Below are 17,111 nucleotides of genomic sequence, written 5' to 3' on the forward strand. Positions count from 1 at the left end.
ATTATTTATTGTTGTTAGCAGAGTTATCGCTGCCTTCCATTAACTGCTTAATTATCTCATCTTTTGACTTTTTTGTTCTATAATTAATGTAAATTAGTCCTCCAATAACTCCCAGGATAAGCAATACGATTGCAACTGTTCCTGCTCCCCCAGTACTTTCCAGGACTATAAGATTAATTTTAGTTTCAATTTGTTCTTCCCCAAAATCATCACTATACGTTATGGTTACAGGAATTTCGTATTCTCCTGCTTGATCAACTATAAAAGTAATTACTGCAGGTCCATCTTCATTTGGATCAAGAGTTCCTATAAAGGATTCTTTTAATCCTTTGAACGGATGGTCAGCATAGACTCTTATTGAATTAATTGTCCTGTCCCCGGAGTTTTCAATTCTCATAGTCAATTCTACAGTATCCCCCATGTAAGGAAGGACAGGATCAACCTTTACAGATGCAAGGTTTAAACTTCCTTTTTTGTCAAGCACAGTTATTTTAATGGAATATTCATCTTTTTGCTTACCAAAATCATCATCATACGCTATAATGACAGGGATTTCAAACTCCCCTGACCTGTTTGCCTTAAACTTGAATAATGCAGTTTGACTTTCATTTAAGCCAAGAGTTCCGATTGTAGAAGTTTTAATTCCTTTAAACTCATGATCTAAACTAACTGACACGGATTTTGCTATTGCTTCCCCAAAATTTTCGATTCCTAATCTTAAGTCAACCGTATCTCCCTCATAGATATATTCAGGATTGGTTTTGACAGAAGAGATTCTTGGTTCTGCATCTTCGCCTATCACCCGGAGTTCAACTTCATAATATTTAGTAGTTTCAACGGGGGTATTTGCATATGTTAATTTCATTTTTATAAGATGAGGACCAGGTTTGGCATCAGGAGTTGTTCTCATGTGGTATATCAGGTACCTTTCACTTGTACTATAAGATAATTTAGAAATTTTTGTAACCAGGTCTTCCGTAACTATGATATCCGGGGAGATGCTGATTATTTCAAAGGTAACATCTTCAGGAGTTTTAGTACCGCAGCTCTCAAGATTAATTCCCAGGGTGAATTCTTCATCGATACCTATTGAACTGGGACTTATTTTTTGTAACTCTGCGTTTACGCATGAATAACTGGAAACTTCTGCTTCCGCAGTAGAGATTCCCATCAGGATAATTGCAAAAACGAATAAGAGCAAATATGTTAGCTTTGTATTCCGATTCATTTTTTATTCACCTCTGTTTGAATTTTTTCTGTAAATTCAACAAGATTTTTTAAAATTAAATCCAGTGAAATCATTTGCTGATAATAATCTTCGATTATTTTGAGCAGTTCTCCGGAATCCTCTGCTTTACTATTTTTACACCTTTCAATTATTGCAGGAAGATCTTTAATCGCAGGGCTGACCATGAGTTCCTTTTTGGATTTTACTGCTTTAATCGTCATTGTCAACATATCTCTTTGAACTGAGAAGTACAGTTTTTTTGAACCGGCTTTCTTTGTTTTTTCCACTGATTTTATTCCACTGAGCATTTTCATTGCTGCACTGACTGCTGAAAAACTATACCCGGTCATTATAGAAAGTTCTTCCAAAGTTAGTGGATCTGGTTCGGAGTAAAGTATTGCTAATAATTTAGAGTAAAGTTCATCTAGTCCCTGGGATTTTATCCCCTGATACACAAGATTCTCAAATTCTTTTTTTGCTGTGTTCATTTCAACGCCCTATTTACACAATTTACAGTAATTACTGTATATTGCAGAAATCGTAAATATACGTTTCGATTATGAAGGTTTTGACCAAAAAGTCAATTTTATTTTCGCGATATCAGAGACTTAAAAAGTAATCTGCTTACCCAAAAAACCGGCCGCTGGAAGTCCATGACCAGAGCATGACAAAATAGAAACCGCACTTCAAACTCAAACATTAATATAATAATTCAGTATTCAGGGTGGAAAAAATGAGTAGAAAAGTTATTCTGTATCTCGCAATGAGTCTGGACGGCTACATCGCACGAAAAAACGGAGATATCGACTGGCTCGACGGCGACGGCTCCGAACTGAATGCCGATTTTGGCTATGATGAATTTTACAGCTCCATCGACACAGTGATCATGGGCCGGAAAACATACGATCAGGTACTCACTTTTGGAGAATATCCCTACAAAGGAACCCAAGGATATGTTTTCACATCCGAAAAAAGGCCCAACAACGAAGATGTCATATTTACCGACGAAAACGCCGGGGCCCTCATCACAAAATTAAGAAAAGAAAAAGGCAAAGACATCTGGCTAATAGGCGGCGCAGAAATCATTGACACCTTCATAAAGAAAGGCCTGATCGATGAATATTTCATTACCGTCATACCCTGCATCCTGGGAGAAGGAATCCCCCTTTTCAAGGCCGGCAACCCTGAGATTAAGCTGAAATTGTTAAAGCATGAATCTGTGAATGGAATGGCAATGCTCCATTATGCAAAAAGGTAAACGAAGGTTGTGCGGTCATGTTGAGGGGTGGGTTTGCAGAGGGGCGAGGGTTTGAATCCCATCCCTCGCGCCAAAAGTATGGGGATAAAGGTAACTCAGAAAAATGCAACTCTTAATATTTTAATATAAAATCATGTAGTAAGGTTAATAAAATATGATTAAATATGAAATAATAATTTATTGAATTTCACAATAAAATCATCAAGGAATATATCCTTCAATATTCTTTACTAGAAACAATTAAAATTTAATTTTTGAATAAATCATTATTAATAAAGGTTAATAATTTATTGTCTAATTCTTCAGTAATTTTAATTTTGGGAAAATCAAATCCCATATTAAATTCTTCAAGCATTTTCTCAATTGACTTACGTTCAGTTTCACTTAATCTATTTTTTAATTTTGAATAAATGTGAAGCACTCGAGTTTCGACAGGTGGGTGTGATTCATCTTTATCTTCTTTTTCCTCTTCACAATTGTCTTGAATTAAGTAAAGCATTGCAAAAATTTCTATAACTACATGGAATTCATTCGCAAAGATCAACCAATCTTTTGCTAAATTTTTGTTTTTAAAATTAATTATCCATTCTGCAGCCTGTAAATCAGCTTCTAATTCAAGTTTTTGTCCAAAAGAAAGATATTCATAATCAATGCTGCTTTCGTTGAAGCTCATTTTTTTGACTTCAGCTATATCGAGGTGACCTAAATAAATATGTGCAAATTCATGCGCTATTAAAAATAATTCTTGTGCACAAGCAAATTGTAATGAAGATATTTTGTATCTATTCAGGGTAAGGGTGGCACATTTTCAATCGCCGCATGAAGTGAACTTATAGTAGGTATATTATTCTTTATTAGTGTAGATATGTATCCCCTAATTCTAAAGAAAACATCTGCTCCATGGGGTTTCCTAAAATCTCCCGATATTTTTTGCTGAACTGTTATCATTCTGAGATCTCTTTCTGCTTGGTTGTTACTGAAAGGAACTCTTAGATCCGTAGCAAACCTCAAGATTTCTTTTTCATACTTTGAAAGTCTATCAAGGAGATTTTTTGCATCGCTCTGCGCTTTTCTTCCTCTTTTAACCCCATTGTCTTTCGAGATTTCAGGTGGAGGATTGTCCTCAAATCCTTTCATTAGTATTGACTGATACTTTTCTTTAAAGGTCTTGAGCGTATCTTCATCTATTTGTATGCCCTGTTTTCTGGCAAAGTCTGCGCATTTTTTAATTTCATATAGGAGATCAGACATCTCCTCAGCCCACACTTGCTTGAATATGTTATAAATGTCTTTAAGTTCTCTTTGAATGTGGACATTACATGCCGCATGTTCACATTTGTATTTAAAATAGGGTTTCCAGAAATCGTGGACTATAATTCCTCTATATTTAGGCAACACTCCCATTTTATTCATTGCTTTTGATCCTCGACTCCTATTATGGAAATAGTATGTATATTTTTTTGTAGAGATTAAATGGCAGTATTCCCCTTGACCACCAACGTCGATTCCAGTTTCATCACCATGGATGACATTTTCTTTTATCAGTTGCTTCTTGATGTGGTTTGTAGCACCTTTCAACTTGTGAAATAACTTATTTTCTGCCCTAATTATTGTACCAACGCTTATATCAAATCCAAAGGCATCTTTAAATAATTTCTTGATTCGGTCATAGGGAATCAATTGGTAGTTTCGGAGGTAAATTGCAATTGTTAAAACCATATTGCCATATTGGACAGGTTTTGTAATTGATTTCGGAAAAGCAGCTTTGTTTTTGCGGTTACAATAAGGACATTTTTTGATCTCAGCACGATGTTCGGTCACTTTACGCCTTACAATTATTTCAAATTCTTGTCTCTTCTCGTAATTTATAACTTCAATCTTCTCAATGTTACAACCACAATGTTCACATTTATGTAGCTTATAAATGATTGTTTTATCAGGATTTTTAATCATCCTTAATGTAGAACCAGGATGCCCTTTTTGGCCGCCAGGACGTCTAAAACTTCCTTTTTGTGAACCTTTTGATTGAGGTATTTTATCAGTAGAATTGTTAGTAGAGGGAAGTCGATTTCTTTTTTGGTTTTGGTTATTCTTTTTTAGGCGAGATTCTAACTCATTAAGTCTTTCTCGAAGTTCGGTGTTTTCGGATTCAAGATTTTCATATCGAGATTCAAGCTCTTCGTGTCGAGATCCAAGATCTTCATACCGAGATTCAAGCTCTTCGTGTCGAGATCCAAGATCTTCATACCGAGATCCAAGATCTTCATACCGAGACTCAAGATCCTCAATATATGAAACAATGGATTCAGGGTCTGAACGGCATTGAGTAAGAATCTCTTCACATTTCATAAACCTCATTCCAAAATCCGATGATTTTTATATTAATCTATATGAAAAAAGTAATTGTTGAGTTTATACGAAATATAAGTTAGAAACAGAGGTAGCTGAATAGATACGATATTTTTACTTCAGAGGGTAAACTGTATACTGGTAATTTTTCGATTTTCTTTGTGAAAAAATCAACTAGTTTTTGCGAAGAATAATACAGATAAAAATGTGCTATTTTTTCATTATGCTTAAGTAATTCTGAAAATATTAAAAGTGATTCAACCTTGAAACTTAAAGCACCCAGTATTTTATCATGAATGATAACTACAGGTAGTGACATCGTGTTAGGCACATACTTACAAAGTGCATTGGGTCTATGAATGGGCAAATGTCCCACCCAAACATCTTTAAGTATTTCTTGAGCTAAACCCTCCAAACTATTGATAAATGGTTCAACTATTGTAGCTCTAAACTCAGCGACATTAACTTTGCGCATTTCATCAAAAGAAATATTTTCGCAAATTAGAGGATACATCTGTTGTATCTCATAAGGGTACACGTTATCTGTACCTATAAGCTCTTCTTCTAAGGAATTGACATAGTCTATAGATTTGTACATTTTAGAGTAATACTTAGAATATTGTTGAAGGCTCTCAGCGAATATTTTTTCAATATCTTCCATGTTGAAGAAGTTAAAAACATTTACTATATAAATTAGTTGTTACTTTTAATTTATTTTTTTGAAATATTCTGATATAAAATGATGGTCCAACTCTTTAAAATAAAAATGTAAATAAATTGACAAGATCAATATAAAATTGATTTATATCAGTTAAAGTACCACTCATAAATTGATCCAATCCCATCCAACACTATACAAAATCGTTCAGATAAGATTTTTGATCTTTGTTTTGCTATTCTTTTGAGTCCTGGTGTCTTGTCATAATGTTTTTGAATAACATGTTCGAAGGCATTAGACACATCTTTCTTGCTGATGGTTTTATTATGCAAGTCAACTGCCAATGAGTATAGGGAATTTACCCCTATATCTTCAAGATGATCTATCAAATCTCTTTCAAATGTAAGTGAATCCAACGTATCAATTTCAGCTTTTTTCAAATCATCGTTTTTCTGTCGAATAAATTCTGATATTGTTTTTGTCTTGATAACTTCGAATAAGTCGATATCTTTTTCTAAACCACCAATTACCATTTGTTCTTCTGTGCTAACATATCTGCTCGCAAGCCTAGTCATATATTCAGCAATATCTAAATTTTTGATATTAACATTGATTGGAAGATCTTCATCTTCTAAAATTCCAAAACTATATTTTGAAGGTGATATGCGTTGTATAATTAATCCACTTTCAAATGTTTGGTTTGTGTCACTAAGCATTGTTTTCATATCTTTTAAGAAATTATTTTGGAATTGAATAAATGACTCTCCTTTGTGTAATATTCCAATTCGAGTACTATCTGAAAAGTTAATAAAATCGTATGCTGGCTGAACTTTATAGTCTTTCTGAATGGCATTAACATCTTTAGACCTTTTCATCTCCCATCTCTTATCATAATTCGGGTGACCAGAATTCCGGATAGATAATTTATCTACCAATGTAAGAAGACTACCTTGACCCTTTTTGCTCATTATAAGATAAGCACCAAATGCTTGCGAATCAATGGCTTTGTCAATTGTTCCAATTTTAACTTTTCGAAATATCTGTTTGATAACTTCATTTATTATTTTATAATTTTCGAGTTTAGATAATTCATTCTTCAGTTCATAGGTTTTTGTCTCAATAAAATCAATCATAAAAGACGCACTGTTATCATACCAATTTCCTTCTTTTAGTTGGCTTTTCAAGAACTGAAAATCTTTATCATTGAGATTAGACAGATTTTGCTCAATTAACCCAATATCGTTTATCAATTCTGACAAATAGACAATATTTTGCCGATTTACTTCTTTGTTCTTATCGTAATATGCTGTAACTATTCAGCCTACTGATAAAAAAAGCATAGTTTCAGCTAATGTTGCAACTATCGGATAATAGCGGCGCTCCATTGAGCGCCGCTCGAATAGCATCCATGACATTCAAGCTATTCTTTCTAATAGTGGATATGTATCCCCGAATTCTGCAGAAAGCTACCGCTCCTTCGATGCTTCGGAAAGTTCCCGAAATCTTCTGTTGTAGCTTCATCATTCTGATGTCTCGCTCTGCTTGATTATTATCAAATGGAACTCTCAGGTCATTGAGGAATTTCAGAATCCTATCCTTGTATTTTATGAACCTATCAAGGAGATTCTTTGCTTTTGTTTGTGCTGGTCTTCCTCTTTTTTTAACCTGTTTTGAGAGGTCAGGAGGTGGATTTTCTTCAATTCCCTCTTTAATTATTTTATCGTATATTTCCTCGAATGCCCTGACTTTTATTGGATCTATTGGAATTTCCATTTCTCTGCATTCGTCGGTATATTTTTTTACTTCACTCAGAAGTTCATTTACTTTTTTAGCCCATTGCTGCTCAAAATTCTCTTCAACTCCAGTGAGGTCCCTCTTAAGATGAGCATTGCAGAGAGCATGTTCACATCCATATTTGTTGTATGATGCCCAACCATCATGAACTACTACCCCCTTGTATTCTGGAAGAAAACCCAAAGCATTCATTGCCTCTGATCCTCTTTTTGGATGTACAAAATAGTATGTCCACAGACTGTTTGAAACAACATGGAGCCACCATTTTGTCCCTAAAACCCTCATTCCTGTTTCATCACAATGTACAGAATAGGCTACCCGTAGATGTTCGAAAACAGCTTTTTCGAAAGGTTCCAATTTCTGGAATAATTCCTTTTCAGCTCTTTTTATGGTAGCAGGGCTGATACGTATTCCATAAAAGTCCTCTGACAAATCACAAATCCGTTTATAAGGAATCAATTGAAAGTTCCTTAAATATACAAGAGAGGATAAAAGGCGAGGTCCATATTGAATAGGGAATTTTATAGAGTCTGGAAAAGTACCTTTGTTTATTTTCCCACAGTGAGGGCATTTCTTGGACTCAGCACGATGTTCGGTAAATATGATGTTCACAGGAGGAATATCAGCTTCTTGCCTGCGTTCACAGTCCCGAACTTCAGTATCTTCAAGATCATGACCACAATTTTCACAGCAGTGAGGGGAATGAAATATTATATGGTCAGGATCCCCAACCATTTCGAAAGTACTTCCAGAATGACCTTTTTGACCACCAGGTTTTTTCCCACTTCTTGTGCGGCTACTCTTAGGTTTAGGTTTTTCATTCACAAAAACGTCAGTAGAAGGAGGTTTACTGCTGTTTTGGCTGTTTTGATTTAGACGAGCCTCTAAAACCCTTACACGTTCCTCAAGTTCAGCAATTTGAGAAGCCTGTTTCTCTATGATAGTCTCAAGTCTCTGAATTACAGCAACGACTGCTTCAGGGCCTTCTTCATAGATTTCAAGAATCTCTTCACGTGTAAGCATGATACTGAAGAGATAGAGTTATTTTATATGCAATTTTTCCTCGAAACGAGGAAAAATTGCCTTTGTTCAAAGTATGGCTGAATAGTTACAATATGCTTTAATAACAGCTGTGGAATTGTCGTTTCCTGAACATTTGCAAGCAAACTCACGCAATGAAACTTCATCATGGAATTTTATTGATATAGACACATTGACAAATCCATCCAATAATTCATCTAATTTATACTGTTTGGACAGTGCTTCGTAACCGATTTTGTATGATAGATCAATTATCTGTTTTTCAAATTTGTCATCTATATCATTGATTTCCGCGACTATAAATGCAATATTTGGATTGAAAGTAGTATCTATTCCATTTTTCACTAAAAACTCAACATATGAATTGAGGTAACCTAAAAGTCTAATTACTTTTGAAAGTATTTTGTTTATTTCTGATATGTTAAAATCATCAATCAATTTCAATATTGGAATAATATCTTCTGGATTATGTGAATCCGAATTAGGCATATCGACAAGTCTTTGACTGTAAATTAGTACGTTAGATAATGCACATAATTCATCGTCAGACTCTTTAATTAATCTATAAATACTTCGTGTATCAGTTCCACTATGCTCCTTGTAAAGCATTAAAATAATGTCAGGAGAAGGCCCAAACCCTTCTTTTTTGAGACTTATTGATATTTCCTCAGAAATTGTATTGTTCCATTCATTTTCGTTGGTTAATGAATTGAGATGTTTTGTAAGTTGGGTAATAGAATACACACCATTTTTGTAACTAAGTAACAAGTTGTAATACTCCATAGTTGCTATAAATGATTTTACACGTTGCTTTCGATTAACAACAGTATTTATTGCACCATAAGTTTTGTTTATAACTGGAACAAATTCATCGGCGAGCATGTAGCATGTATCGATTATATCAGCTATAGATTTGAAATGAGTATTCAGCGGTTTTGTTTTTTGTGTTAATTTATTTAAATCAGTTGAAGAGGGCTTGGCTTGGATTATTATATCTTTATTTTCACGTAAATGAGGTTCATCAAACTTGGATTTCTTGTATGCATCATTGTATTTTTCTGAAATAATTAAAATTCCAGCAAACATAATCATACATGGAATCAACTGGGAAATTTGTATTGAATAAATAGCGCTATTGAGTTGTGGATATACGTTGGGTAAAAAAATAGAGAGAAGCATCGCTATGGACAAAACAAATAGAAATTTCTGGTTTTTATCGTATGCTGATTTTAGTTTCATACGATTTTCATGATGATTTTTTATCGCAACCTCTAGATTTTGATTGAACTTGTTTTGTTGTTGTTTATACGTTTCATATAACTCTTTATTTTTTTTATTGTATAAGTCAAGTATATATTCGTTCAATCCAGAAATTGTTTCATCAAGGACATTAGGTGTAGATTCTATTTCACCTGCAAAGTTTTGTGCGTTATTAGCTGCTTTCGTTTTTAAAGATTCAATCTCATTTTTTATAGGTGATAATTTTAGTTCTTCCACGAGTTCCTCTCTGTTATCTGCAGTCTCCATATTTTGAAGATTCATTTTTGTGGGATTGTTTACCATCCATAATCATTCTCAATTAATTTTATTATAACAGTTGCAATACATAAAATATAAATTTATTGCGATATCTTCTAAAAAGGTATCTATTCAGGGTAAGGGTGGCACATTTTCAATCGCCGCATGAAGTGAACTTATAGTAGGTATATTATTCTTTATTAGTGTAGATATGTATCCCCTAATTCTAAAGAAAACATCTGCTCCATGGGGTTTCCTAAAATCTCCCGATATTTTTTGCTGAACTGTTATCATTCTGAGATCTCTTTCTGCTTGGTTGTTACTGAAAGGAACTCTTAGATCCGTAGCAAACCTCAAGATTTCTTTTTCATACTTTGAAAGTCTATCAAGGAGATTTTTTGCATCGCTCTGCGCTTTTCTTCCTCTTTTAACCCCATTGTCTTTCGAGATTTCAGGTGGAGGATTGTCCTCAAATCCTTTCATTAGTATTGACTGATACTTTTCTTTAAAGGTCTTGAGCGTATCTTCATCTATTTGTATGCCCTGTTTTCTGGCAAAGTCTGCGCATTTTTTAATTTCATATAGGAGATCAGACATCTCCTCAGCCCACACTTGCTTGAATATGTTATAAATGTCTTTAAGTTCTCTTTGAATGTGGACATTACATGCCGCATGTTCACATTTGTATTTAAAATAGGGTTTCCAGAAATCGTGGACTATAATTCCTCTATATTTAGGCAACACTCCCATTTTATTCATTGCTTTTGATCCTCGACTCCTATTATGGAAATAGTATGTATATTTTTTTGTAGAGATTAAATGGCAGTATTCCCCTTGACCACCAACGTCGATTCCAGTTTCATCACCATGGATGACATTTTCTTTTATCAGTTGCTTCTTGATGTGGTTTGTAGCACCTTTCAACTTGTGAAATAACTTATTTTCTGCCCTAATTATTGTACCAACGCTTATATCAAATCCAAAGGCATCTTTAAATAATTTCTTGATTCGGTCATAGGGAATCAATTGGTAGTTTCGGAGGTAAATTGCAATTGTTAAAACCATATTGCCATATTGGACAGGTTTTGTAATTGATTTCGGAAAAGCAGCTTTGTTTTTGCGGTTACAATAAGGACATTTTTTGATCTCAGCACGATGTTCGGTCACTTTACGCCTTACAATTATTTCAAATTCTTGTCTCTTCTCGTAATTTATAACTTCAATCTTCTCAATGTTACAACCACAATGTTCACATTTATGTAGCTTATAAATGATTGTTTTATCAGGATTTTTAATCATCCTTAATGTAGAACCAGGATGCCCTTTTTGGCCGCCAGGACGTCTAAAACTTCCTTTTTGTGAACCTTTTGATTGAGGTATTTTATCAGTAGAATTGTTAGTAGAGGGAAGTCGATTTCTTTTTTGGTTTTGGTTATTCTTTTTTAGGCGAGATTCTAACTCATTAAGTCTTTCTCGAAGTTCGGTGTTTTCGGATTCAAGATTTTCATATCGAGATTCAAGCTCTTCGTGTCGAGATCCAAGATCTTCATACCGAGATTCAAGCTCTTCGTGTCGAGATCCAAGATCTTCATACCGAGATCCAAGATCTTCATACCGAGACTCAAGATCCTCAATATATGAAACAATGGATTCAGGGTCTGAACGGCATTGAGTAAGAATCTCTTCACATTTCATAAACCTCATTCCAAAATCCGATGATTTTTATATTAATCTATATGAAAAAAGTAATTGTTGAGTTTATACGAAATATAAGTTAGAAACAGAGGTAGCTGAATAGATACCTAAAAAGAAAGCTTTTTCAAACGAAGGTCTTCTCAGATACAATTAGCTTTGAATGAAATGTGGCATTCTTTCAACCAATGATGCGAATTATCGGTCAAAGCATTAAAATCAAATTGCGTACGGCCACCCCGCCCTAAAGAAGCTGTCCAACAATTCAATTTCGGAGCAAAAACAGGAGACAAGAAGGCATATAAAGCCTTTAACTCAGCTTTCAAAGAAGAGCTATTTTTGCCTTGATTTGCCACAAAAATCAGTGGCAAGGAAGATCCGTTAAAAAAAATATTTGTAAGGCCTAAGTTCTAAATTACATTTAAAAAGCCTATTGTATCTGTTTTTTGAAGAAATATCTTTATATACGTAGAACCTAAATTTATATCATGGTTTTTTTAAAACAGAAAATAATCAACGGTAAAAAATACTGGTATATTATTAAAACTGGCAGAATTGATGGAAAAGTGAAAACTATATTTCAGATATATTTAGGCAATGCCGAAAAAATATTTGAAATGAAAAAACAGAGTGAATCATTGCCCTACATGAAACTGAAATCTTTTGAGTACGGCAAACTTGCCGCACTTCTTCATGTGAATGAAGAGCTTGGATTCGTTGACATAGTGAACAAGCACACTATGAAAAAATCAATCGATGGTTTAAGTGTCGGAGAGTATCTTTTACTTGATATAGTGGGGAAATCTCATGGAGTTTTAAGTGAAAACGGTATTGGGGAATGGTTCAAAAAATCGGCCTTATCTTTTAAGTGGAAATTCCCTCATAAATTAAATTGTCAGAATTTTTTGAATCATATGAATTACATTGATTCCGACACAATGAAAAATATTGAAGACGATTTGTGCCGAGTTCTCATCGAAAAAGGACTAACCCCTTCAGTACTGTTTGTGGATGAATCAAACTGGTTCACTTATGCTACCAATTATGATGAAAAAAGTGAATTGCTTCATAAAGGGTATAACAAAAAGCATCGTAAAGACAAAAATCAGGTATCTGTAGCGCTGGCTGCTAATGATTACAACTTACCTTTTATTCACGAGACATATCCAGGAAATGTGCATGATTCAGAGGAATTTTCAGGTCTGGTTGACAAAATAGTAAACCGTCTAACCGAATTGAATATTTGTTCGGAAGACCTTGTTCTTGTTTTTGATAAGGGAAACAATTCAAAGGACAACATTGAAAAAGCAACTTCAAAGATGAATTTTGTAGGGGCTGTAAAAGCAAATCAGGCAGATGATCTTCTTGAAGTGCCATTATCTAAATATCAATTTTTATATGAAAGCTCAGAAGGCCACAAAATTTATGGCTATCGGACAAAGCATCAGTTTTACGGGACAGAATTTACAACAGTAATTACTTTCAATGAAGGAACTCACAAACTTCAAAAAAGAACTTGTGAGTCAAATATGTCAAAAATAACTGAGAATCTGGAAGACCTACAGAGGAGACTGGAAAGCAACAGAGGAAAAGCAAGAAACAGGAGCAGTGTAGAAAAAGAGGTTGCAGACATTATTATCAAAAAATACAGAAGTATGGTGAAATATGAAATTACTGATGCTCCTGAAGGTAAGAAAAAACCTCAGTTAAAGTTCTGGATTGACGAAGAGAATAAAAATAAGCGCGAAAATTCATTAGGAAAAAATATACTATTTACAGATAAGCACCGTTGGCACACTAAAAAAATTGTGCAAACATACAACAATAAAGGCGCTATAGAGGATGATTTTAAGCTATTGAATGATCACCTGCTTGTCCCTGTGGGACCGGTGTACCACCACAAAGATGAAAATATCAAAGTTCACGTATTTCTGTCTATAATTGGCTTACTTTTCTACAGATATTTAGCCTGGGAGACAAAGAGATATGGTCTTTCTATGAGAAGACTAATTGAAAATTTGTCCGAAATTAGGCTGGCAGTTATCCAGGATAAAGAATCAAATAAGTGTAATATTATTCTGGAAGAGATGAGTACAAAGCAAGCATCATTATTTTCTTTCTTGAACTTGGGTAATTACCTGCCACCCCAATAAAAACGTCATCAGTAGGATTATTCATTCCTTAGGCCCACACAAACAAAGCCGCTTGATAACGGAAAAACATGCATCTTTGAAAGTAAAGTTTAAATCGAAAAAGACGGATTTCAGATATTACTGATAGTAATTGTCGGACAGCCTGTTTAGCGTGAGGCAGTTCACTTTACGGACGCATAAAGATAAACAATGTATGCAAAAACTGCAACAGCCAGAATGAGCCGGAACTTTTGTCCTGAGGAAGAGCGTGTATTCCCTCTGTCAGAAGACCCTGATTGAAGCATGTAGCCAATTATTGAGAAGATCGAAGAATCGATCAGGCCTTCTTTTTTCCTGTAGCGGACCATGAGTGAGAAGTGGCCGACTGTTAAAAGAAAAGCCAGAAAAATAGTTGTAAGCCCCCCGATTGAGACATATCCTTTAATATTCAGGGCTCCGATGACTAAAAAAAAGAAAAAGTAAACCGCAACCGACCGCCATAACTCTTCTACCTCAATCGGGTCCCGTTTCATATTTTGTCCTCAAGGATTAATTCAAAGATTATTGTGTAAGTAAAGCTTGTATCTTTTCTATATTATTTATACTATTGGAACCCCCAATCGCTTGAAATCTCCGGGCCCACCCCTGCACTTCCGTATAAATCAAAGGCAAAAAGGAGTTTTTTTAAGATAGCACGGCCCCCTATACCACATGGCTGTTGCAATCATCTACCATAGCATGGGCGGACATACGCAAGAAATCGCGGAGTACCTCGCCAGTGCTTTTGACGGCATGCTCATCGAGGTCGTCAGCCAGACCCATTACAACTTTGTTACCCGCTACCTGATAGGCGGGAAACGGGCATTGAGAGGGGAAAAGGATGAAATTGAGCCGGAGGTGATCGATGTTGCCGGCTTCGACCGGATAGTGGTGGGCACCCCTGTCTGGATTGGCCACCCAACCCCGGCCATCAATGGGGCGGTCGGTGCACTGCGGGGGTGCGAAGGAAAGGACGCCGTCATCTATGCAACCTGCGGTGGAATCGCGAGGGATGCGCTCAAACTACTACAGGCGGCCCTGGTAGAAAAAGGAGTGCGGGTGAAGGGAGAAGTGGTGTTTACCCGGCCGGAAATCCGGAGCGAGGAGAAACGAAAGGAGCTACTGGAACTGATAGAGTCTGCTGCCCTTCAGTAGCTCATTAGCCGGGGGATGGCGGCCCCGGCCTCCATGACCTCCGCTGCTTCAAACACGCACGACTCGCTGCCTCCCCCCCGGAGCACATTTTCCCCGCCGGGTAAAAGGCCCTTAAGAGGGCGCAGGTGGAGCGATAGCCGAAGTGCTCGCTCCAGGGCCTGTCGCAATCCGGAGTGGCGTGTGGATTGAAAGAAAATATCCTGTCTTAATTTTTACCAATTTCCATGTACTCTACGGCCAATACCACATACTCTGCCACATTTTCCAGTATGGCTCCAATATCCGTTTGCGTAAGTTCCCTCTTAACTTTTGCAGGAACTCCAAGAATAAGACTGTTTTCCGGAAAGACTCTTCCCTCAAGAACCAGCGCATTTGCTCCCACAATTGATTTTTTCCCGATTTCGGCCCCGTTCAGCACCGTTGCGTTCATCCCGATAAGCACATTGTTCTCTATTTTGCAGCCATGAATGACGGCCCCATGTCCGATTGTCACATTATCCCCTATCTCAACCTCATCACCCTCATCAACATGGATAACCGCATTGTCCTGAATACTCGTTCTCTCCCCAATCTTTATCCGGTTCCCGTCTCCTCGAATTACGGCCCCAAACCACACACTTGAGAAATTCCCAATCTCAACATCCCCGATTATATCCGCAGAACCTGCAACAAAGGCCTTTTCGGAAATCTTCGGGCTTTTGCCTTGAAAATCCATTATCATCGTCAATTCTCCCCTTTTGTTGAATATCGTCTATTTTACAATCATTTACCTTATGTGATACCCAGGAATACTTAGGAATGAGTCAAATATAATATCAAGTATTTTTGTTTACCATTCCTTAACCACGGAAAGACACGGAAACCGGCCTGATGGCCGGCGAGTACTTTGGACTTTTATATAATTTGATTCAAAAACAACTCCGGATTCTTGAAAGCGAACTAAAAAACACCAGAGCAACCTTCATTGCCGTCTTCCTGCATTCTTTTTCCGTGCTTTTCCGTGTCTTCCGTGGTTTGAATGCACACACACCAAACACCACCTTACACAAAAACACAACATGTATGAGTATGAAACAACTCCCAAAATAAAACATGAAGTTATATTTTCACCATTCCTTAGATACCTTTTATCCCTCAACAGTGATAAAAAATGACCCAAAAAATGGAATAAATGAAAAAAGAAGAATTGGGGGATCTCAACAGACTCTCGGAATAGGATCTCCGGCCGGAACATCGACATACCGCATCCCGCCAAGCCCGGTCCTCAAAATAACGTCCCCTTCGTTTTCCGCAGTAACCTCACCTATGACGGCCGCATCTTTTCCGTAAGGGTGTTTTCTGAGAATTTCCAGCACCTCTTCTTCAAATCCCACTTTTACTCCGATAATCGCTTTTCCCTCATTTGCAACCTCAAGAGGGTCAAGGCCCAGCATCTCACAGGCTGCGGAAACGGCGGGCTTGAAAGGAATATCGCCTTCTTCGAGGAGAATTCCGACCCCGGACTTTTCGGCCATCTCGTTTAAGGCATTTGCAAGGCCTCCCCGGGTCGGGTCTTTCATGGCTGTAATAACCGGCTCGCCTTCCGGGGTTTTGAGGTCGAGGAGGGGCTCGATCAATTTCCAGAGGGGAGCCGCATCCGAGACCAGGTCTGTATCGAAGTCAAAGCCTTCCCTGTGGGCCATAAGGGAAATCCCGTGGTCTCCTATTGTGCCTGTTACGAGCACCCGGTCCCCGGGCCGGAGGCCGCAGTCTCTTATCGGGTGCTCGGTTATGCCAAGACCCGCCGTGTTCAGGATGATCGAGTCAAGAGCGCCTTTTTCCAGGGTTTTGGTGTCCCCGGTAATTATCGGGACTCCGGCTTCGGCTGCCGTCTCGTCCATGGTCCTGATTATCTTTTCAAAATCAGATAGGAGAAAACCCTCGGGCATAATGACCGCGCAGGTCAGAGCCAGGGGCCTTGCTCCCATGACGGCCAGGTCGTTGACCGTTCCTGAAACGGCCAGCCTTCCTATGTTCGTGTCCGGGAAAAAGGTCGGGGAAATTACGTGGCTGTCCGTTGTCAGGACAAGCTCGGAATTCGAGTTGAAATTTTCAAGTTTTACCGTTGAGCCGTCGTCCAGGCTTTCCAGGCCCACGGAGCCCGCGCTTTTGTTCCGGAAGTTCTTCAGGATGACTTCGCATATCAGGGCCTGCATTACTTCTCCGCCGGCCCCGTGTTCCAGGGTAATTGTTTTTGAGTCCATTCTA

Annotated in this window: 15 protein-coding genes; 3 read left to right on the forward strand and 12 right to left on the reverse strand. The window is 37.1% G+C overall.

The annotated features are described in order from the left end of the window. Position 1 precedes the first annotated feature (1 nt). Both ACZ5QV_RS03285 and ACZ5QV_RS03290 read right to left on the reverse strand, forming a co-directional pair. A complete protein-coding gene (locus ACZ5QV_RS03285) occupies positions 2 to 1,228 on the reverse strand; it encodes a COG1361 S-layer family protein (protein ID WP_464601207.1) in 1,227 nt (408 codons plus the stop codon). Next, entirely contained in the window at positions 1,225 to 1,716 is a 492-nt protein-coding gene (locus ACZ5QV_RS03290) for a GbsR/MarR family transcriptional regulator (protein WP_464601208.1), read from the reverse strand. Before ACZ5QV_RS03290 ends, ACZ5QV_RS03285 begins: the two co-directional genes overlap by 4 nt. Before the next feature lie 245 nt (positions 1,717 to 1,961). Here ACZ5QV_RS03290 and ACZ5QV_RS03295 point away from each other — a divergent pair, with 245 nt between their 5' ends. Continuing rightward, a complete protein-coding gene (locus tag ACZ5QV_RS03295; RefSeq protein WP_464601209.1) occupies positions 1,962 to 2,486 on the forward strand; it encodes a dihydrofolate reductase family protein in 525 nt (174 codons plus the stop codon). Between the two features lie 247 nt (positions 2,487 to 2,733). Here the strand turns inward: ACZ5QV_RS03295 and ACZ5QV_RS03300 are convergent, their stop codons facing one another. From ACZ5QV_RS03300 to tnpC (ACZ5QV_RS03330), 7 genes are all read right to left on the reverse strand, one after another. Then, positions 2,734 to 3,159, reverse strand: a complete 426-nt coding sequence (locus ACZ5QV_RS03300; protein ID WP_464601210.1) for a hypothetical protein — start codon at positions 3,157 to 3,159, stop codon at positions 2,734 to 2,736. A gap of 113 nt (positions 3,160 to 3,272) precedes the next feature. Beyond that, entirely contained in the window at positions 3,273 to 4,835 is a 1,563-nt protein-coding gene (gene tnpC / locus ACZ5QV_RS03305) for an IS66 family transposase (protein WP_464599444.1), read from the reverse strand. A 79-nt stretch (positions 4,836 to 4,914) separates the two neighbouring features. Further along, a complete protein-coding gene (locus tag ACZ5QV_RS03310) occupies positions 4,915 to 5,496 on the reverse strand; it encodes a hypothetical protein (RefSeq protein ID WP_464601211.1) in 582 nt (193 codons plus the stop codon). Between the two features lie 146 nt (positions 5,497 to 5,642). Continuing rightward, entirely contained in the window at positions 5,643 to 6,743 is a 1,101-nt protein-coding gene (locus tag ACZ5QV_RS03315; protein ID WP_464601212.1) for a hypothetical protein, read from the reverse strand. A gap of 94 nt (positions 6,744 to 6,837) precedes the next feature. After that, complete coding sequence (gene tnpC, locus ACZ5QV_RS03320; RefSeq protein ID WP_464599339.1) at positions 6,838 to 8,310, reverse strand: IS66 family transposase; 1,473 nt, start codon at positions 8,308 to 8,310, stop codon at positions 6,838 to 6,840. Between the two features lie 66 nt (positions 8,311 to 8,376). After that, positions 8,377 to 9,891 (reverse strand): hypothetical protein, encoded by a 1,515-nt coding sequence (locus ACZ5QV_RS03325; RefSeq protein WP_464601213.1) that lies wholly within the window; start codon positions 9,889 to 9,891, stop codon positions 8,377 to 8,379. 87 nt (positions 9,892 to 9,978) lie between these two features. Beyond that, positions 9,979 to 11,541: an IS66 family transposase gene (gene tnpC, locus ACZ5QV_RS03330; RefSeq protein WP_464599444.1), complete on the reverse strand. Its 1,563-nt coding sequence runs from the start codon at positions 11,539 to 11,541 to the stop codon at positions 9,979 to 9,981. Positions 11,542 to 12,026: 485 nt separating this feature from the next. Between tnpC (ACZ5QV_RS03330) and ACZ5QV_RS03335 the strand changes: the two genes are divergently transcribed. Next, a complete protein-coding gene (locus ACZ5QV_RS03335; protein ID WP_464599431.1) occupies positions 12,027 to 13,691 on the forward strand; it encodes an IS1634 family transposase in 1,665 nt (554 codons plus the stop codon). Positions 13,692 to 13,852: 161 nt separating this feature from the next. Here ACZ5QV_RS03335 and ACZ5QV_RS03340 read toward each other — a convergent pair whose 3' ends face one another. Beyond that, a complete protein-coding gene (locus ACZ5QV_RS03340; RefSeq protein ID WP_464601214.1) occupies positions 13,853 to 14,203 on the reverse strand; it encodes a hypothetical protein in 351 nt (116 codons plus the stop codon). A gap of 178 nt (positions 14,204 to 14,381) precedes the next feature. Between ACZ5QV_RS03340 and ACZ5QV_RS03345 the strand changes: the two genes are divergently transcribed. After that, positions 14,382 to 14,864, forward strand: coding sequence for a flavodoxin family protein (locus ACZ5QV_RS03345; RefSeq protein ID WP_464601215.1), 483 nt, complete (start codon positions 14,382 to 14,384; stop codon positions 14,862 to 14,864). A gap of 205 nt (positions 14,865 to 15,069) precedes the next feature. On the opposite strand, the gene ACZ5QV_RS03350 is transcribed toward ACZ5QV_RS03345, so the two are convergent. Then, the gene (locus ACZ5QV_RS03350) at positions 15,070 to 15,585 is read right to left on the reverse strand and encodes a gamma carbonic anhydrase family protein (protein ID WP_464601216.1); all 516 of its coding nucleotides are present in this window, start codon (positions 15,583 to 15,585) and stop codon (positions 15,070 to 15,072) included. Between the two features lie 475 nt (positions 15,586 to 16,060). Next, the gene (hypE, locus tag ACZ5QV_RS03355; RefSeq protein WP_464601217.1) at positions 16,061 to 17,107 is read right to left on the reverse strand and encodes a hydrogenase expression/formation protein HypE; all 1,047 of its coding nucleotides are present in this window, start codon (positions 17,105 to 17,107) and stop codon (positions 16,061 to 16,063) included. Positions 17,108 to 17,111: the final 4 nt, after the last annotated feature.

Source organism: Methanosarcina baltica (genome assembly GCF_055394095.1).